Source organism: Candidatus Sororendozoicomonas aggregata (assembly GCF_031528575.1).
In the GTDB taxonomy this organism is placed as follows: Bacteria; Pseudomonadota; Gammaproteobacteria; order Pseudomonadales; family Endozoicomonadaceae; genus Endonucleibacter; species Endonucleibacter aggregata.
This window is the reverse complement of the sequence record NZ_JAVLSP010000051.1, coordinates 13,278-27,292: the sequence shown is the minus strand read 5'-3', so window position 1 is coordinate 27,292 and position 14,015 is coordinate 13,278. Positions and strand designations below refer to the sequence as shown.

Below are 14,015 nucleotides of genomic sequence, written 5' to 3'. Positions count from 1 at the left end.
GTCAAATAGCCCCACTATTATCCTCAGAAGCAGAAATTTTTATCCTCAATTTCTCGTAATCCTCGCTACGGGCGCTATTCTCGGTCAGGCTCCTAGCGTCTTAAAATAGTAATCCATCGCCCAATATTCAATAAGCTTGCCATGGCCGAAGCCACGTAAGTGTATGCCGCCGCTTTTAGTACCTTTCGTGCATTGGGTATATCCTGCCCTGCCAGGTAGCCCTCTTCAAGCAGTGGCAGTGCTTTATTAAAGCTGGCATCGAGTTCCACAGGCAAATTCATTAATTGTACCCACAGTGATGCCAGAAGCCCGGTTAAACCAATAACCAGTGTCAATAGCGTACTTTGGGGTATACGGGTAATGATAAACAGCACCGGGCTGAGCATTAGCGCCAGCGCGCTGAAGCGTTCAATCCACAGTGCCATGGTAATACGTTGCTGGCGTCGCATAAATCCCTTGTGTTGCTCTTTATGCTGCAATGCATGACAGGCTTCATGGGCGGCAACAGCCACTGCCGCGATGGATTTTCCATGATAATGGCCGGGTGACAGGGATATCCGCTTTGTCTTTGGGTCATAAAAGTCTTCCCCTACACCCCCTTCTGCAACGGATACCCCGGATAAATCAAAGCGGCCGATTAAATGCTCTGCCAGCTCGCCGCCTGTGCCTTGTAGATCTTTGCGCTCAGCGCTGTGCCTGTGCAGTGTTTGCCTGACATACCACTGGGGACCAAACACCAGAAGCACTACAACAACGCCCAATACAATATATCCCATTTTCTTTACCCCCCTGTTTTATTCTGGCAGTGGCTGTGAAAAAATATATCCCCGTTGCTTTAACCAGGGCTAGGAGCCTGTGTTGTGATGGGTTTCTCCCTTTGCAGGAAGACTGTTTGTTGGTAAGTGAGTAATGCCACTCGATCCTCCCTATGCACAGATTTTTAAGACTGCTTCTAACCCGGATATTTCATAAACAGGCTCCTGGCCTTGCTTGCTCCTTGCGACTCTAAGGGAGTTTTGCTCAGTCGACCGTACTCCCCGGTCGGCGCTCCCTCGCAAAATCCCTTAGAACCGCAAGGTTCCGCGCAATTCTCAGGGCAGTTTATGAAATATCCGGGCTAAAGCATACACCGGTTAGTCGCTTCACATCCTGGTTATTTTTCGGGATAATTCGGGCATTTGTCATACACCAGCAGGCTCTTGATTATTCAACCACTACATATCACCCTTGCCCCCATGGAAGGCGTTGTTGATTACCTGATGCGCGAGCTACTCACCGATGTCAGCGGCCTTGATCACTGTGTGACCGAGTTTGCGCGGGTGACAGATACCCCCTTGTCGGTAAACGCTTTTTATCGTTTGTGCCCGGAATTGTACCACAATTGCCAGACTCGCAACGGCACGCCTGTCACTATTCAACTGCTCGGCAGCAACCCTGAGATGATGGCATTAAGCGCAGTGAAAGCAGCAAGCCTTGGGACTAAAGCGGTGGATTTAAATTTCGGTTGTCCTTCGCGCGCGGTGAACAAGCATAAAGGAGGCGCTGTGCTGCTGAAAGAGCCTGAGACTATTTACACGATTGTGAAAGCCTTGCGAGAGGTATTGCCAGAGCGCATTCCGGTAACGGCTAAAATCCGTCTTGGTTATGACACCACTGAATTGGCAGTGGATAATGCCTGTGCGGTTGAAGCAGCAGGCGCTCAGGGGCTGACGGTCCATGCACGGACAAAAGTACAAGGCTACAAGCCCCCCGCCCATTGGGAGTGGATTGCAAAAATCAAAGAGCACACCCGCATTCCGGTAACAGCGAATGGGGATATATGGACAGTGGCCGATGCTGCCAATGTTGTCGGTATCTCAGGATGTAACAGAATTATGATTGGCCGGGGAGTACTGAGAAACCCACTGTTACCGCTGCACATCAAACAGCAATTGACGGGTCTCTCACCTGAGCAGCAATGGCGTGACTCTTTGGCTATGCTGCAACGTTTTATTACCCTGGCTAAAAGCCGCGCTGACCAAAACTCACCGCATCCTTATTTTATCACTGACAGTAATCGCTATATCATAGGACGTGTAAAGCAGTGGCTTGGGATGATGGGTAAAACATCTGACCGGGCACTGGTACTATTTCAGCAGATTAAACGGTTGAACTGTTCTCAGCGTATTAGCGATACACTACTTAATGTCTGATCAATAACGTCCGGATGCTTGAAGGGGAGGGTGAGAGAAATAGCCATGAAGGTGATTTTTCATTTTTTGCGCTCTCCACGACGGGTGTTGCGTATCAGTCGGCAGCGGAATCGTCAGCGTATCAAACGGAGCCTGTTTAAAGTCAAACAGGCACTTGCCCAGGAGCGAGAAGAAACGCAGTTGATGTTGCAAACATACCGTAAGTTTACCCTTGGTGAAGCGAGCAAAGAGGAGATGAAGCTGGCAAACCGTCAACTGGCGGAACTGCTGAAAGGTCTTGGTATAGGTGTTTTTGCCATTCTACCCTTTGCGCCTTTAACCATACCCGCTATTATCCTTGTTAGTCGGCGCCTGGGCGTGAATATCTTACCCAGTGCTTTTTATCAGCAGGACGGAAAAGCTTCAGGCAAGGTTGATAAACCCTAATCCGCCAGCCATTCACCGGACAGTATTGAATGCCTGTACAGTCATACCCCGATCACTACCAGGGCCTTCGTTATGCCGACGTCAGCTGGAATGACAGCGGCCAGCCTTCGTCTTCGTATTTCAACGATATTTATTTCTCCACAGCGTCTGGCATTGAGGAGAAAAAGTCCGTGTTCCTGGCTGGCAACCAGCTCGAAGCACGGTTTAAGGCTCTGTCACCGGGGAGTGCCTTTGTCATTGGCGAAACAGGTTTTGGGACTGGCCTGAGTTTTCTGTGTGCCTGGCAGTTGTTTGAACAGGCAGCGCCGAAAGGGTGTCAGCTGCATTTTATCTCCACAGAAAGTCAGCCTTTGCGGCAAAACGATTTAACCAGAGCTCTAGCCCTGTGGCCTCAGTTATCAGCGTTCAGCAGACAGTTGCTTGAGGGTTATCTGCCGGCCAGTAAGGGTTTTCACCACCTGCGTTTCAGTGGTGGTCGAATCCGCCTGACCTTACTGCTAGGTCATGCCCCTGATATGCTATCGCAGTTGAACGCCAGGGTTAATACCTGGTTTCTCGATGGCTTTTCCCCTGCCAAAAACCCGGATATGTGGCAACCAAGCCTTTTTACCACGCTGGCACAAAAGAGTGCGGATGATGCGACTTATGCCACCTTCTCATCGGCGCGGCTGGTTCGCGATGGGTTAATGGGGGCTGGCTTTTCTGTCAATAAAACCCCGGGTTTTGGCGCAAAACGTGACCGTTTATCCGGTGAGCTGAAAAACAAACCGCCGCTTCAACCAGCGACTCTCTCATGGCACCAATACCCCGCCATCTGCCACACCAAAACCGCGGTGGTGATCGGCGGTGGCCTTGCCGGTACCAGCTGTGCCCGCTCCCTGGCTGAGCGGGGTTGGCATGTCACTTTACTGGAAAGACATAACCGGCTGGCCACGGAGGCGTCTGGCAACCCGCAGGGAATGCTCTACGCCAAACTGTCCGCCAATGACACCCCCTTAAGCCGCCTGGTTGCCCAGGGGTACTGCTATACCCTGAATCTTATCAAACAACTCGACACGGATTACCCCGGTTTGCGCCATGCCTGTGGCCTGATACAGTTATGCACATCGGATAAAGTCCGCCAGCGCTATCAGGCGTTAACACAGCAGTTTCCACCGGATTTTTTGCGGCTGCTCGACAAAAAGTCACTCTCAGACATTGCTGGCCTGCCCGTTGAGTACGATGGCCTTTACTTTCCCGAAGCGGGTTGGGTTGATCCGCGCCAGCTCTGTCAGGCACTGGTTAATCATCCAAACATCACTGTAAAGACCCACACAGCGGTTGAATCGCTGAAAAAAGGTGTGGCAGGCTGGCAGTTAATCATGCCCGATGATAAAGCCGTGCTCACAAGTGACGTCGTTGTCTGCGCGGGGGGGGGCTCAATCAGCAATGTAGAGCAACTCAGTCATATTCCCCTGAAAGCCATCAGAGGTCAGACCACCCAAATTGCCGCGACCGGGCACAGCGGTCAATTACACGCTGTTGTCTGTGGCGCAGGCTATATCGCACCGGCGATGGATACAGGGCATACCCTTGGCGCTACGTTTGATTTTCACTCCCAGTCCACCGCTGTTACTGAGGGCGACCATCAGCAGAACCTTGCCATGCAGGACGAATGGTTTCCCGCCTTCACCCATGCCGCGGGGGGAGACGGCATTCGCATTCAGGGAGGAAAAGCGGGTTTTCGCTCGACAACGCCCGACTACCTGCCTGTTGTTGGACCCGTTATTGATAAAGCCGACTTTTTAAGGGATTTTGCCCTGTTGCGTAAAAACGCTAAACACCCCTATACCGAGGCACCCCCGTTTTTAGAAGGTTTGTATATCAGTGCGGGCCATGGTTCCAGAGGGCTGATTACCTGCCCGCTAGCCGGAGAATTACTGGCCAGTATGATTAACCATGAGCCCGCGCCTGTGCCTGTGGATATTGTGCATGGGCTGAATCCATCACGATTTTTAGTCAGGGACTTGTCTCGCAATAAAATCTAGGAGCCTGTCGGGCTTAAGCTTTCGAGCATGAAATTCAGTAGAGCGAGTCAGATTTTTCGATCAATTTGCGCGAATAGTTGACCTATTTAAGCAAATTCATCAGAAAATATGGCCGCTCTTTCTGGATTTCAGGCCGAAATTGTCTTAAGTCCGACAGGCTTCTATAGGTTGTTGGTATCAGGAGTGATTGACTGTATTTTTTTGTTGAGGTTTTATGATTATTTTTGGCTTATTCATTTCAGGTAGCAGTGGCGTCAGTGTCACTTCTAAAAGCGTTACTTTTTTCTCTGACGTGCTTTGCGTGTTGAATTGAGGGAATTTCAACCTGACCGCAACAGCATACTCTCCCTTCAAGTCCATTCTTACTGTGTTATTTTCATCAATGTGAGGGTTTTGAATATCAGAAAAGGTGTATTCGCGACAATCATAAACACCCTCAAGGCATTGAACCCACAACCAGGTCGTTTTTTTTACTCGCACCTGTTGATCTAATGAAAACAAGGTACAATAAGAGAGCAAATCAAGATAAGAATTTTCTGGCGCGGTATAATCTGATGCTTGCTTTTCATATATACAAACCCCTCTATTAAAAGTACGCCCCCCTAGAATTATATGACGCAAAAGCATGTGACCAGTTAGACTCTGATAAGTAGAATAAGTAAACACAATTTTTTTATCATGACAAATGCCCTGTTGAAAAATATCTTTAAGGATAGGTTTTTTTTGTAAAGCAGTAATGTATTCCATCAAAGGCATCTCCTCCTTATTGTCTGGATTGTCTGGATTGTCTGGAGAAACCTCCATTTTTTCCCTTACTATATAATATGAATAGTGACCATCAACTATTTTCTCAACAAAAATCTGTAAATCCAGATCACCCACTAACTCGCCATCACAGAAGTAAGAAAAAAGATCACCTTTAACCCCAGTGGACGAAAAGCAGCAAGCCAGCAGTATGAAAAAACGCGTAAATTTCTTTATTGTCATAAAGCGCCCATCAGATCAGTAATGAATGATAGACTAGCTGAATAATTGAAAATTTTGTAATAGTTAAACAGAATGTCAGGCAGCAATTGATCACTGGAAAAACTAATAATACCTCTGTTTACTTAAACCTGAATACAGCTGTTGATCACTTTTAATTTGCTTGAAGTAGGGTTTTCAGGGAGAAACGGGCATCCTTTTGTTGAGCTTAAATGGAACCATTGGCGAATAAAAACCATTTAGAAGCTGTTCATGATTTTTTGTGAACAGCTTTTTAAAAAGAAGATCACTTGTTATGTGGGTGAGAAACAAACCCCTGTCCCGCCAATGCCACAATACCCTTGGGGGTTTTTTGCCAGATACTGCTGATGATAGGCTTCGGCATAATAAAAGCCATTAACAGGGGCTATTTCAGTGGTAATTGTTTTTCCACCCTCGTTGAACAGCTGTGTCTGGTAGTGTTTTTTTGTCTTACAAGCCAGCAGAAGTTGATCATCTGTTGTCGTGTAAATTGCGGATCGGTATTGCGTGCCTCGATCATTCCCCTGACGCATGCCCTGGGTTGGATCATGGTTTTCCCAGAATGTTTCCAGTAGCGCCTGACAAGTGATTTTTAGCGGATTATAAGCTACCAGAACCACCTCAGTATGCCCTGTTTTTCCGGTGCGGACTTGTTCATAGGTTGGATCAGCGGCGTTACCCCCGGAGTATCCAACGGCTGTCGTCCAGACGCCGACTTGTTGCCAGAGCAATCGCTCCGCCCCCCAAAAGCAACCCATGCCCAGATATATGACCTCAACACCTTCAGGAAACGGGGCTTGAATGGCTCTTTGGTGGACAAAGTGCCCATCAGGCACAGCCATTGGCCCTTGACGCTCTCCAACGGGGTTATCTGAAAACATGTTAACAAAACTCCTTATCGCAATCGCCTTTTCTCACTACCAAAATGCCCAGGTTAGCTCAGCAGCAGGATAAGGCAGGATGACCAGTAATAGCAAAAGGTTAACACAGACCTGCCGCCACAGGTGATGCGTGGGAGTCATCATTTTGCTATTATCCGCGGCAAAACGACAGCCTATGCATCCGACAGGCTCCTAAGGGCATGATCAGATAAACCAGTGACGTCCGAGTAGTGAATTGTCGGTGCAACCTCTGGGGATAAAGTTTATCGTCAGAAACGGTGCGTCACCTGAGAACATGTCAAAAGGTATGGCGCTTGGTGAAATATGGGGACGATGGGGAAGATAGAAATAAGGCCGCTGGCAACGTATAAAGTGCATTAATCTTCAAACGGGTGATGAGCCACTTTGAACGTCGGATAACATGTAAGTAAAGGCGCTTCAATTCTCATTTGAATTGCCAAGCATGTCCACTGGTGGGTAACTTACGTAATCTGCCAGAATGATCGAGATTGATGCCATGACAGCAATATGTGAAATCAAAGAACTGCGACAGCGGGCAAAAAAACGAGTACCCCGCATGTTTTACGATTATGCTGACTCCGGCGCCTGGACAGAGTCCACCTATCACGCCAATGAAGCGGCGTTTGGCAAGATTCTGTTGCGACAACGCGTGGGGGTCGATATCAGTGAGCGTTCAGCGGCCACTGAGATGCTGGGAAAGGCAGTAACCATGCCGGTAGCGCTGGCTCCTGTGGGCATGGCTGGCATGCAACAGGCTGACGGTGAGATCAAGGCAGCCAGGGCAGCGGAAGCTTTTGGTGTCCCTTTTACCTTGTCTACCCTGAGCATCTGCTCCATTGAAGACGTGGCCGAACATACCACTGAACCTTTCTGGTTTCAGTTATATATGATGCGTGACCGGGAGTTTTGTGGTCAGCTGATTGACCGGGCAAAGCAGGCAGGGTGCAGTGCCTTGGTGCTGACGCTTGATTTGCAGTTGCTCGGACAGCGGCACAAGGATATTCACAATGGTCTGGGAGTGCCGCCCAAACTGGGTCTGAAAAGCTTTTTACAACTTGCCAGCCGGCCACTGTGGTGCCTGAAAATGGCGACTACAAAACGGCGCACTTTTGGTAATATTGTCGGATACGCGAAAGGTGTTGATAATCTGACATCCCTGGCACAATGGACGGCGTCACAATTTGACCAGACACTGTCATGGCAAGATGTTGACTGGATTCGACAGCGCTGGGGGGGGAAACTGATTATAAAGGGCATCATGGAGCCTGACGATGCCAAAATGGCGGTCAAGGTGGGTGCCGATGCCTTGGTTGTCTCTAACCACGGTGGACGACAACTCGATGGTGCCCCTTCTTCTATTCGTGCTTTACCGGCAATTGTCGACGCCGTAGGTCAAGAGGTGGAAGTGCATTTTGATGGCGGTATACGATCAGGCCAGGATGTTATGAAAGCATTATGTCTGGGCGCGTCGGCTACGTATATTGGGCGCGCTTATATTTACGGACTCGGTGCCGCCGGTGAACATGGTGTCACCCTGGCACTGGATATTATCAAAAAAGAACTGGAAACCACTATGGGCTTGTGTGGTGAAACCAAAGTAGCTCAGTTGGGAACACATAATCTGTACAGTGACTGATTGTTGGGGTCCATTTCACAACATAAAGAGTTACAGTTTAGCTGGTGCTTTTAACTGAGGATTTTAGGTTGAACCTTGTGCGCCCTATGCAGTATTGTGAACACAAAACATCAAATTAGTACCGTGGTTTATGTCTGAGTTCATACAGTGGGTGGAGAGCAACTTTAATACTCTGTTTTCAGGGCTTGGGGTGTACGTTATCAGCCTGATTATTGCTGCAATTGTTGCAGTGATAGGGTTTGTGCGGCGTAAGAAGAGCACCTCAGTTTACAAGGTGACTCAAAAAAATATCATAGCAGGCGGCGATGTCGTTGGTCGTGACAAGGGGTAAGGACTTCGGTGGTTTATAACCGTGTATCGCAGGAAGATGTCACGGCAGCCGGAGATGTAGCTGCCAGAGACATTAAAAAGACTGTCAACAATTATTATGCTCCTCAAGGACAGGTTGTTTACAGGGAAGACAAGAGGCTCACCGCACTTATTGAAGAGCATGAACGAGCAATCCTTGCAGACCCCGACTATCGGGATTTTTCCGAAAAACTGAATAACTACCTGTACCGCAGGGTTGAAGGTTCTCTTCGAGACCTTACCGAGAAGCTGACAGATGGCGACCGATCTGACGCCATAGACTACGCAATGGAACTAAAAGAAAGCGTTTCGAAGAAAATTCTTAGGGATGGCTGCTTTACTTCTGCACAGAAAATTTACACTCACCTTCTGACACAGATGCGTACTGCCTTCAAAACCCTTGTTCAACGCAGGATAAAATCAGGTGATTTTACTGTTTACCAAATAGACGACATTGTAGATGCAAAGGTAATCCTCCCACTGCTGAATAACGTGGAGGAATGTAGTCTTCAGATTGATCTCGAAGATTTGTACGGACTACTGTATATTCTTACAGGTAACTGTTACATAGAGTGGGACTAGCAAGTGATTATTTACCACCCAAAAGACGACTTATATCACTGCATGTTCAGGTTCATCACCGTTGCTAGCCTGCAAAATCTGGATGAATTTGACTTCACGAGGTTGAGAATTTACGACTTTTTTTTCTTGTTCCCTCATCTTGCCAAGGATATTGAATTTCCAAGAGCAAAAGGGGCTGCAAAGGTCAAAAAAATAGCCGAAAGAATGCAGGAACCATACGAGAACTTACCTGATAAAAAAAGGATCTTCTCAGAAATGGGGGATTATCACATCCAAGCCCTCCAGATATTGCTTGCTAAGGATATCTTCAAAGAAGTTGATGGGAAATTGAGCATATCAAAAGCCTTTAACAGTCTTTCAGTCAGCAAACTCCTTGAAGGTAGCAGTAATAAGAATGACGGCTTCTTTCATGACTTAATCAATATTCTTAACCAGGTGGAAATTGCAGGACAGTCTGGTTTAAAGAAAAGAACTGGCTTAATGGAATACAGATATGACGCAGTATAAGCCCTTCCTGATAGTCAACAGGTTGGTAGTGACCAAGGGGGCGAAACGTGCCTACGACGAGTCCTTTAAGGCTGGCGTTAACATCATTCGTGGTGATAATAGTTCAGGCAAGTCTACTATTTCAGACTTCATTTTTTACGGCCTTGGTGGAGACCTGAACAAGTGGAAGCAGGAAGCCGCATCTTGTGATTTTGTATATGTTGAGGCTAGCCTCAGCGGAAGTGTTTACACTCTTAAACGCGCTATAAAGGAAAGTGGACGCTCCAGCATGGACATATTTGCTGGCACCTTCGATGCTGCAAATTCCGCTGAGAACACAGGCTGGATTCGATACCCATACAAGGCAGATACCAAGGAAAGTTTCTACCAGATACTATTTAAGGAATTGGGTATTCCTTACTCTAAGTCAGAAGACAAGAACAGTATAACTATGCATCAACTGTTGAGGATGATGTATGTTGACCAAATGACGTCACCTGACAGGCTATTCAAGTTCGACAAGTTTGACTCTCCAACGAAGCGTAAAGCCATCGGAGAGCTTCTAATTGGTCTTTCAGACTTTGATCTTTATCAGAAACGGGTCGGCTTACAGAAGCTGGATGCCAAGCTTGATAATCGAGTTAAGGAAATCCAGACCATTCATACCTTCCTTGGCAGAACTGTCAAAAGTCTTGCTGAAATTGATTCAGAGATAGCCGAAAAACAGGCTGAGGTTGACAGCTTAGAGAAGGAAGTAGAGCAGTTTTCCAACGAGTCAGAAGACGAAACCAGCGATGATTACATCATTCAGGAACTGGCTGACAATGTGCAGAATGTGCGGAAAGAACATGCTCAAATAAGTGACCAAATTGCTAAAAATTCCTTCGAAATCAGTGATTCCCAGTTATTCATAGCTTCGCTAGAGTCTCGAATTGAAGCCCTGACAGAAGCACGGAGCACAATAAGCGCCCTCTCCGATGTGGCGTTCATTCATTGCCCTGCTTGTCAGATTGAGCTGGTCAAAAAAGATACAGGATGCTCAGTATGTGGAACTGAGCAGGATGACTCTGAGAGCAATATTGATCCTACCTTCAAAGTAAGGAAAGAGATTGAATTTCAGATTGAGGAATCCAAGAAGCTCATAGACATTAGGCAAGACAGGCTCGGAAAGCTTCGATTGGGTCAGAAACAAGCCAAAACCAAACTTGAAGAACTGGAACGGGAACTGACAGTTATCCTCAAACCTCAACGTACAGTTAGTGTCCAGCTAAGAAGGAAGTTGAATGAAATAGGTTCATTGAGGAGCCAGATTTCTGCATTGAACAGCAGTAAGGAAGAGTTCGGCAAGCTCTACAATCTTTATGAAGAAAGGGAAGCCATACAAGCAGAGGTGAGCAAGCTCAGAACAGAGATAAAGCGACTTGAGGCTAAACAAGATTCCGAAATTACTAGGAAGAAATATCAGCTTGCCACTATAACTCGTGAAATCATTCGTGCCGATTCCCATGAGGAAATTTTCACCGAAGGGCAAAAAATAGAATTTGATTTTGGTGAAGACAGGGTAACTATTGATGACAGAGCCTTATTCTCTGCCAGTTCTATGGTCTATCTGAAGAATGCCTTTAGGCTTGCAATGTTAAAGGCTTCCTGTCTGGAGTCTAGCTATCTGTACCCCCGTTTCCTGCTGATGGATAACGTAGAGGATAAGGGGATGCAACATGCCAGAAGTCAGCAATTCCAAAGGGAAATAATCAGTGTATCTGAGTCTCTACCTGTTGAGCACCAGATCATATTCACTACATCAATGATTGCCCCGGAGCTTGATGCCAGTGATTATTGTGTTGGTGACTTCTATGATGACGACAATAAAACCCTGAAGGTTTGATCTAGCCACATGAGCCAGCAGGTAGAGCTGCTGGTTCCACTTCATAACATCAAGATCAAACACCCAAACGCTTAACCTGTTCCGCTTTCCACTGCCCACCCCTAGCAGTCTTTATTCCTTGCTCATTCAGCCAACGAGCAGCTACCTTGGCTTGGAATAGTTCATGCTTTCTGGGAACTCTGACTGAATGACAGCTTTTACCCTGTCCTTGAAGGCAATGGATTTTTCGATCTTTGCCTGTCTGGCATTTGTGGTATCAGTGTTTCGAAATTCATCAAGACGAGGGTTGCCGGGCTTTTCACCTCTGGCTTTCTTTGCTGCCAGTGCTTCCTTCGTTCTGATGGAAATTCGTTTACGCTCCTCTTGGTTGACTGTTGCCTTCACTCGTTGCTCCAGTATTGAGGCATTGGGCTATCTGCTGTAATAATGCGAACATCTCCTTCAAGTAGCCTGGCACTGTATGAGAACGAACGAGACAATCTGCATAGCTTGGCAATAACCAATCTCTTTCGAGTAAGACGTCACATGTCCAATGTATTTTATAGACCTGATCTATCATCAATCTTCCCAGACTGACCATCTTTGAAGAAACGAACTTCAGGAATGCCTTGGGAGCTGGCGTACTCAAGTATTGCAGTCTTTTGAGCTTCCAGCCCTAGGCCTGACCTATTTTGATCTTGGGTTGAAGTAGTCAATCATAACAACCCTTCCTGTTGAGCGTATGCACGGGCGGCAGCAGTTTGACGGCGAACCGTATCACCATCAATCTGGGAAAGCATGTAGCACCTGTGATAACTAAAGAGGCGCGGTTGTGTCATAATTAGCCGTTTACCTATTAAATGATTTACAGGGTGTGTCTGGTCAGGCAGATCGCCAAGGAGGATAACACAAGGTTATGCTGATAACTTCTAATGTAACCATGCAGTTTGGCCAAAAGCCGTTGTTTGAAGATATCTCCGTCAAATTTGGTGAAGGCCATCGCTATGGACTGATTGGCGCCAATGGCTGTGGTAAGTCTACTTTAATGAAAATTCTCGGTGGTGAGTTGGAGCCAACGGCAGGCACGGTGCACAAAGACTCCAATGAGCGGATGGCTAAACTGGGTCAGGATCAGTTTGCTTATGAACAGTACTCTGTGATTGATACCGTCATTATGGGCCATGCTGATCTGTGGCAAGTAAAGGCCGAGCGTGACGCTATTTACGCTAAAGGCGATATGTCTGAAGAAGAAGGCATGCGAGTGGCTGACCTCGAAGTGCGCTTTGGTGAGATGGACGGTTATTCTGCCGAAGCGCGTGCCGGTGAATTATTGCTGGGCCTGGACATTCCTGTTGAACAACATTTCAGCCCCATGAGCGCCGTGGCCCCCGGATGGAAATTGCGTGTGCTCCTGGCACAGGTGCTGTTTGCTGATCCCGATATTATGCTGCTTGACGAACCCACCAACAACCTGGATATCAACGCTATTCGCTGGCTTGAAGGTGTGCTGAAACAGCGTGATTGCACCATGATTATTATTTCCCATGACCGCCACTTCCTGAACAATGTCTGCACCCATATGGCAGACCTGGATTATGGGGGGTTGCAGGTGATGCCCGGAAACTACGATGAGTATATGACCGCTGCCACTGAAGCACGTGAGCGGTTGCAACATGAAAATGCCAAGAAAAAAGCCCAGATTGCGCAATTGCAGTCGTTTGTCAGTCGCTTCTCTGCCAACGCTTCCAAGGCCAAGCAGGCGACTTCCCGTGCCAGAGCGATTGATAAGATAAAACTGGATGACATCAAGCCTTCTAGCCGACAGAATCCGTTTATTCGTTTCGAGCAGGAAAAGAAACTGTTCCGTAATGCGCTGATCGTAGAAAAGCTGAGCCAGGGTTACGAAGAAGATTTATTCTCCAACGTTAATCTCATGGTAGAAGTGAGCGAGCGAATTGCCATTATCGGCCAGAACGGTATTGGTAAAACCACGTTATTGCATACCCTGGCAGGTCAGATGGCGCCGCGAAATGGTGCTATTCAATGGTCTGAGAACGCCAATATTGGTTATTACGCCCAGAATCACAGTGCTGAGTTTGAACAGGATATGAACCTGTTTGACTGGATGAGCCAGTGGATGAACGAAGGTGATGACGAACAGGTTATCCGGGGTGTGCTTGGCCGTATGCTGTTCTCCCAAAAAGACATGAAGAAATCGGTCAAGGTGCTTTCAGGAGGCGAGCAGGGACGTATGCTGTTTGGTAAGCTGATTCAGCAAAAGCCCAATATCTTGCTGATGGATGAGCCCACCAATCATATGGATATGGAATCCATTGAGTCATTAAACCTGGCGCTGGAAAACTACCCCGGTACACTGTTGTTTGTTTCCCATGACCGCCAGTTTGTCTCTTCTCTCGCTACCCGAATTATTGAAATCACCGATAATGGCATTATTGATTTCCATGGCAGTTACGACGACTACTTGCGTAGCCAGGGTGTTGTGGAACAATAATGCGTTGATATTTTCCCAGGTTCTGGCATTTAGAT

At 47.3% G+C, this 14,015-nt stretch carries 14 protein-coding genes; 9 read left to right on the top strand and 5 right to left on the bottom strand.

Features of this window, described 5'->3' with window-relative positions; translation table 11 throughout:
• Positions 1-92: 92 nt before the first annotated feature.
• Positions 93-776, bottom strand: a complete 684-nt coding sequence (locus V4C51_RS10865; RefSeq protein WP_330926183.1) for a zinc metallopeptidase — start codon at positions 774-776, stop codon at positions 93-95.
• 402 nt (positions 777-1,178) lie between these two features.
• On the opposite strand from V4C51_RS10865, the gene V4C51_RS10860 reads away from it, so the two are divergent.
• Genes V4C51_RS10860 through mnmC form a run of 3 tightly spaced genes read left to right on the top strand, consistent with a single transcriptional unit; the run spans position 1,179 to position 4,645 of the window.
• Complete coding sequence (locus tag V4C51_RS10860) at positions 1,179-2,192, top strand: tRNA-dihydrouridine synthase (protein ID WP_330926182.1); 1,014 nt, start codon at positions 1,179-1,181, stop codon at positions 2,190-2,192.
• 45 nt (positions 2,193-2,237) lie between these two features.
• Positions 2,238-2,618, top strand: coding sequence for a hypothetical protein (locus V4C51_RS10855; RefSeq protein ID WP_330926181.1), 381 nt, complete (start codon positions 2,238-2,240; stop codon positions 2,616-2,618).
• Positions 2,619-2,647: 29 nt separating this feature from the next.
• Entirely contained in the window at positions 2,648-4,645 is a 1,998-nt protein-coding gene (gene mnmC / locus V4C51_RS10850; RefSeq protein ID WP_330926180.1) for a bifunctional tRNA (5-methylaminomethyl-2-thiouridine)(34)-methyltransferase MnmC2/FAD-dependent 5-carboxymethylaminomethyl-2-thiouridine(34) oxidoreductase MnmC1, read from the top strand.
• A gap of 177 nt (positions 4,646-4,822) precedes the next feature.
• Here the strand turns inward: mnmC and V4C51_RS10845 are convergent, their stop codons facing one another.
• Both V4C51_RS10845 and msrA read right to left on the bottom strand, forming a co-directional pair.
• Complete coding sequence (locus V4C51_RS10845; RefSeq protein WP_330926179.1) at positions 4,823-5,632, bottom strand: hypothetical protein; 810 nt, start codon at positions 5,630-5,632, stop codon at positions 4,823-4,825.
• A 290-nt stretch (positions 5,633-5,922) separates the two neighbouring features.
• The gene (gene msrA / locus V4C51_RS10840) at positions 5,923-6,531 is read right to left on the bottom strand and encodes a peptide-methionine (S)-S-oxide reductase MsrA (RefSeq protein ID WP_330926178.1); all 609 of its coding nucleotides are present in this window, start codon (positions 6,529-6,531) and stop codon (positions 5,923-5,925) included.
• A gap of 517 nt (positions 6,532-7,048) precedes the next feature.
• On the opposite strand from msrA, the gene V4C51_RS10835 reads away from it, so the two are divergent.
• From V4C51_RS10835 to V4C51_RS10815, 5 genes are all read left to right on the top strand, one after another.
• The gene (locus tag V4C51_RS10835) at positions 7,049-8,188 is read left to right on the top strand and encodes an alpha-hydroxy acid oxidase (protein WP_330926177.1); all 1,140 of its coding nucleotides are present in this window, start codon (positions 7,049-7,051) and stop codon (positions 8,186-8,188) included.
• Between the two features lie 130 nt (positions 8,189-8,318).
• Positions 8,319-8,519, top strand: coding sequence for a hypothetical protein (locus V4C51_RS10830; RefSeq protein WP_330926176.1), 201 nt, complete (start codon positions 8,319-8,321; stop codon positions 8,517-8,519).
• An 8-nt stretch (positions 8,520-8,527) separates the two neighbouring features.
• Positions 8,528-9,118: an ABC-three component system protein gene (locus tag V4C51_RS10825; RefSeq protein ID WP_330926175.1), complete on the top strand. Its 591-nt coding sequence runs from the start codon at positions 8,528-8,530 to the stop codon at positions 9,116-9,118.
• Positions 9,119-9,121: 3 nt separating this feature from the next.
• Positions 9,122-9,625 carry an ABC-three component system middle component 5 gene (locus tag V4C51_RS10820; RefSeq protein WP_330926174.1) on the top strand — a complete coding sequence of 168 codons (504 nt, stop codon included), beginning with the start codon at positions 9,122-9,124 and terminating at the stop codon, positions 9,623-9,625.
• The gene (locus V4C51_RS10815) at positions 9,612-11,489 is read left to right on the top strand and encodes a hypothetical protein (protein ID WP_330926173.1); all 1,878 of its coding nucleotides are present in this window, start codon (positions 9,612-9,614) and stop codon (positions 11,487-11,489) included. Before V4C51_RS10820 ends, V4C51_RS10815 begins: the two co-directional genes overlap by 14 nt.
• A 55-nt stretch (positions 11,490-11,544) precedes the next feature.
• On the opposite strand, the gene V4C51_RS17970 is transcribed toward V4C51_RS10815, so the two are convergent.
• Positions 11,545-11,604 carry a hypothetical protein gene (locus tag V4C51_RS17970; RefSeq protein ID WP_420797656.1) on the bottom strand — a complete coding sequence of 20 codons (60 nt, stop codon included), beginning with the start codon at positions 11,602-11,604 and terminating at the stop codon, positions 11,545-11,547.
• Between the two features lie 26 nt (positions 11,605-11,630).
• Positions 11,631-11,873, bottom strand: coding sequence for a recombinase family protein (locus tag V4C51_RS10810; RefSeq protein ID WP_330926172.1), 243 nt, complete (start codon positions 11,871-11,873; stop codon positions 11,631-11,633).
• A gap of 511 nt (positions 11,874-12,384) precedes the next feature.
• Here V4C51_RS10810 and V4C51_RS10805 point away from each other — a divergent pair.
• Complete coding sequence (locus V4C51_RS10805) at positions 12,385-13,980, top strand: ABC-F family ATPase (RefSeq protein WP_330926171.1); 1,596 nt, start codon at positions 12,385-12,387, stop codon at positions 13,978-13,980.
• Positions 13,981-14,015 lie beyond the last annotated feature (35 nt).

What these genes read in the sequence shown, in the direction of transcription:
- V4C51_RS10865 (WP_330926183.1), bottom strand. Translation starts at nt 776, where the DNA reads ATGGGATATATTGTATTGGGCGTTGTTGTAGTGCTTCTGGTGTTTGGT.
- V4C51_RS10855 (WP_330926181.1), top strand. Translation starts at nt 2,238, where the DNA reads ATGAAGGTGATTTTTCATTTTTTGCGCTCTCCACGACGGGTGTTGCGT.
- mnmC (WP_330926180.1), top strand. Translation starts at nt 2,648, where the DNA reads ATGCCTGTACAGTCATACCCCGATCACTACCAGGGCCTTCGTTATGCC.
- V4C51_RS10845 (WP_330926179.1), bottom strand. Translation starts at nt 5,632, where the DNA reads ATGACAATAAAGAAATTTACGCGTTTTTTCATACTGCTGGCTTGCTGC.
- msrA (WP_330926178.1), bottom strand. Translation starts at nt 6,531, where the DNA reads ATGTTTTCAGATAACCCCGTTGGAGAGCGTCAAGGGCCAATGGCTGTG.
- V4C51_RS10835 (WP_330926177.1), top strand. Translation starts at nt 7,049, where the DNA reads ATGACAGCAATATGTGAAATCAAAGAACTGCGACAGCGGGCAAAAAAA.
- V4C51_RS10830 (WP_330926176.1), top strand. Translation starts at nt 8,319, where the DNA reads ATGTCTGAGTTCATACAGTGGGTGGAGAGCAACTTTAATACTCTGTTT.
- V4C51_RS10815 (WP_330926173.1), top strand. Translation starts at nt 9,612, where the DNA reads ATGACGCAGTATAAGCCCTTCCTGATAGTCAACAGGTTGGTAGTGACC.
- V4C51_RS10805 (WP_330926171.1), top strand. Translation starts at nt 12,385, where the DNA reads ATGCTGATAACTTCTAATGTAACCATGCAGTTTGGCCAAAAGCCGTTG.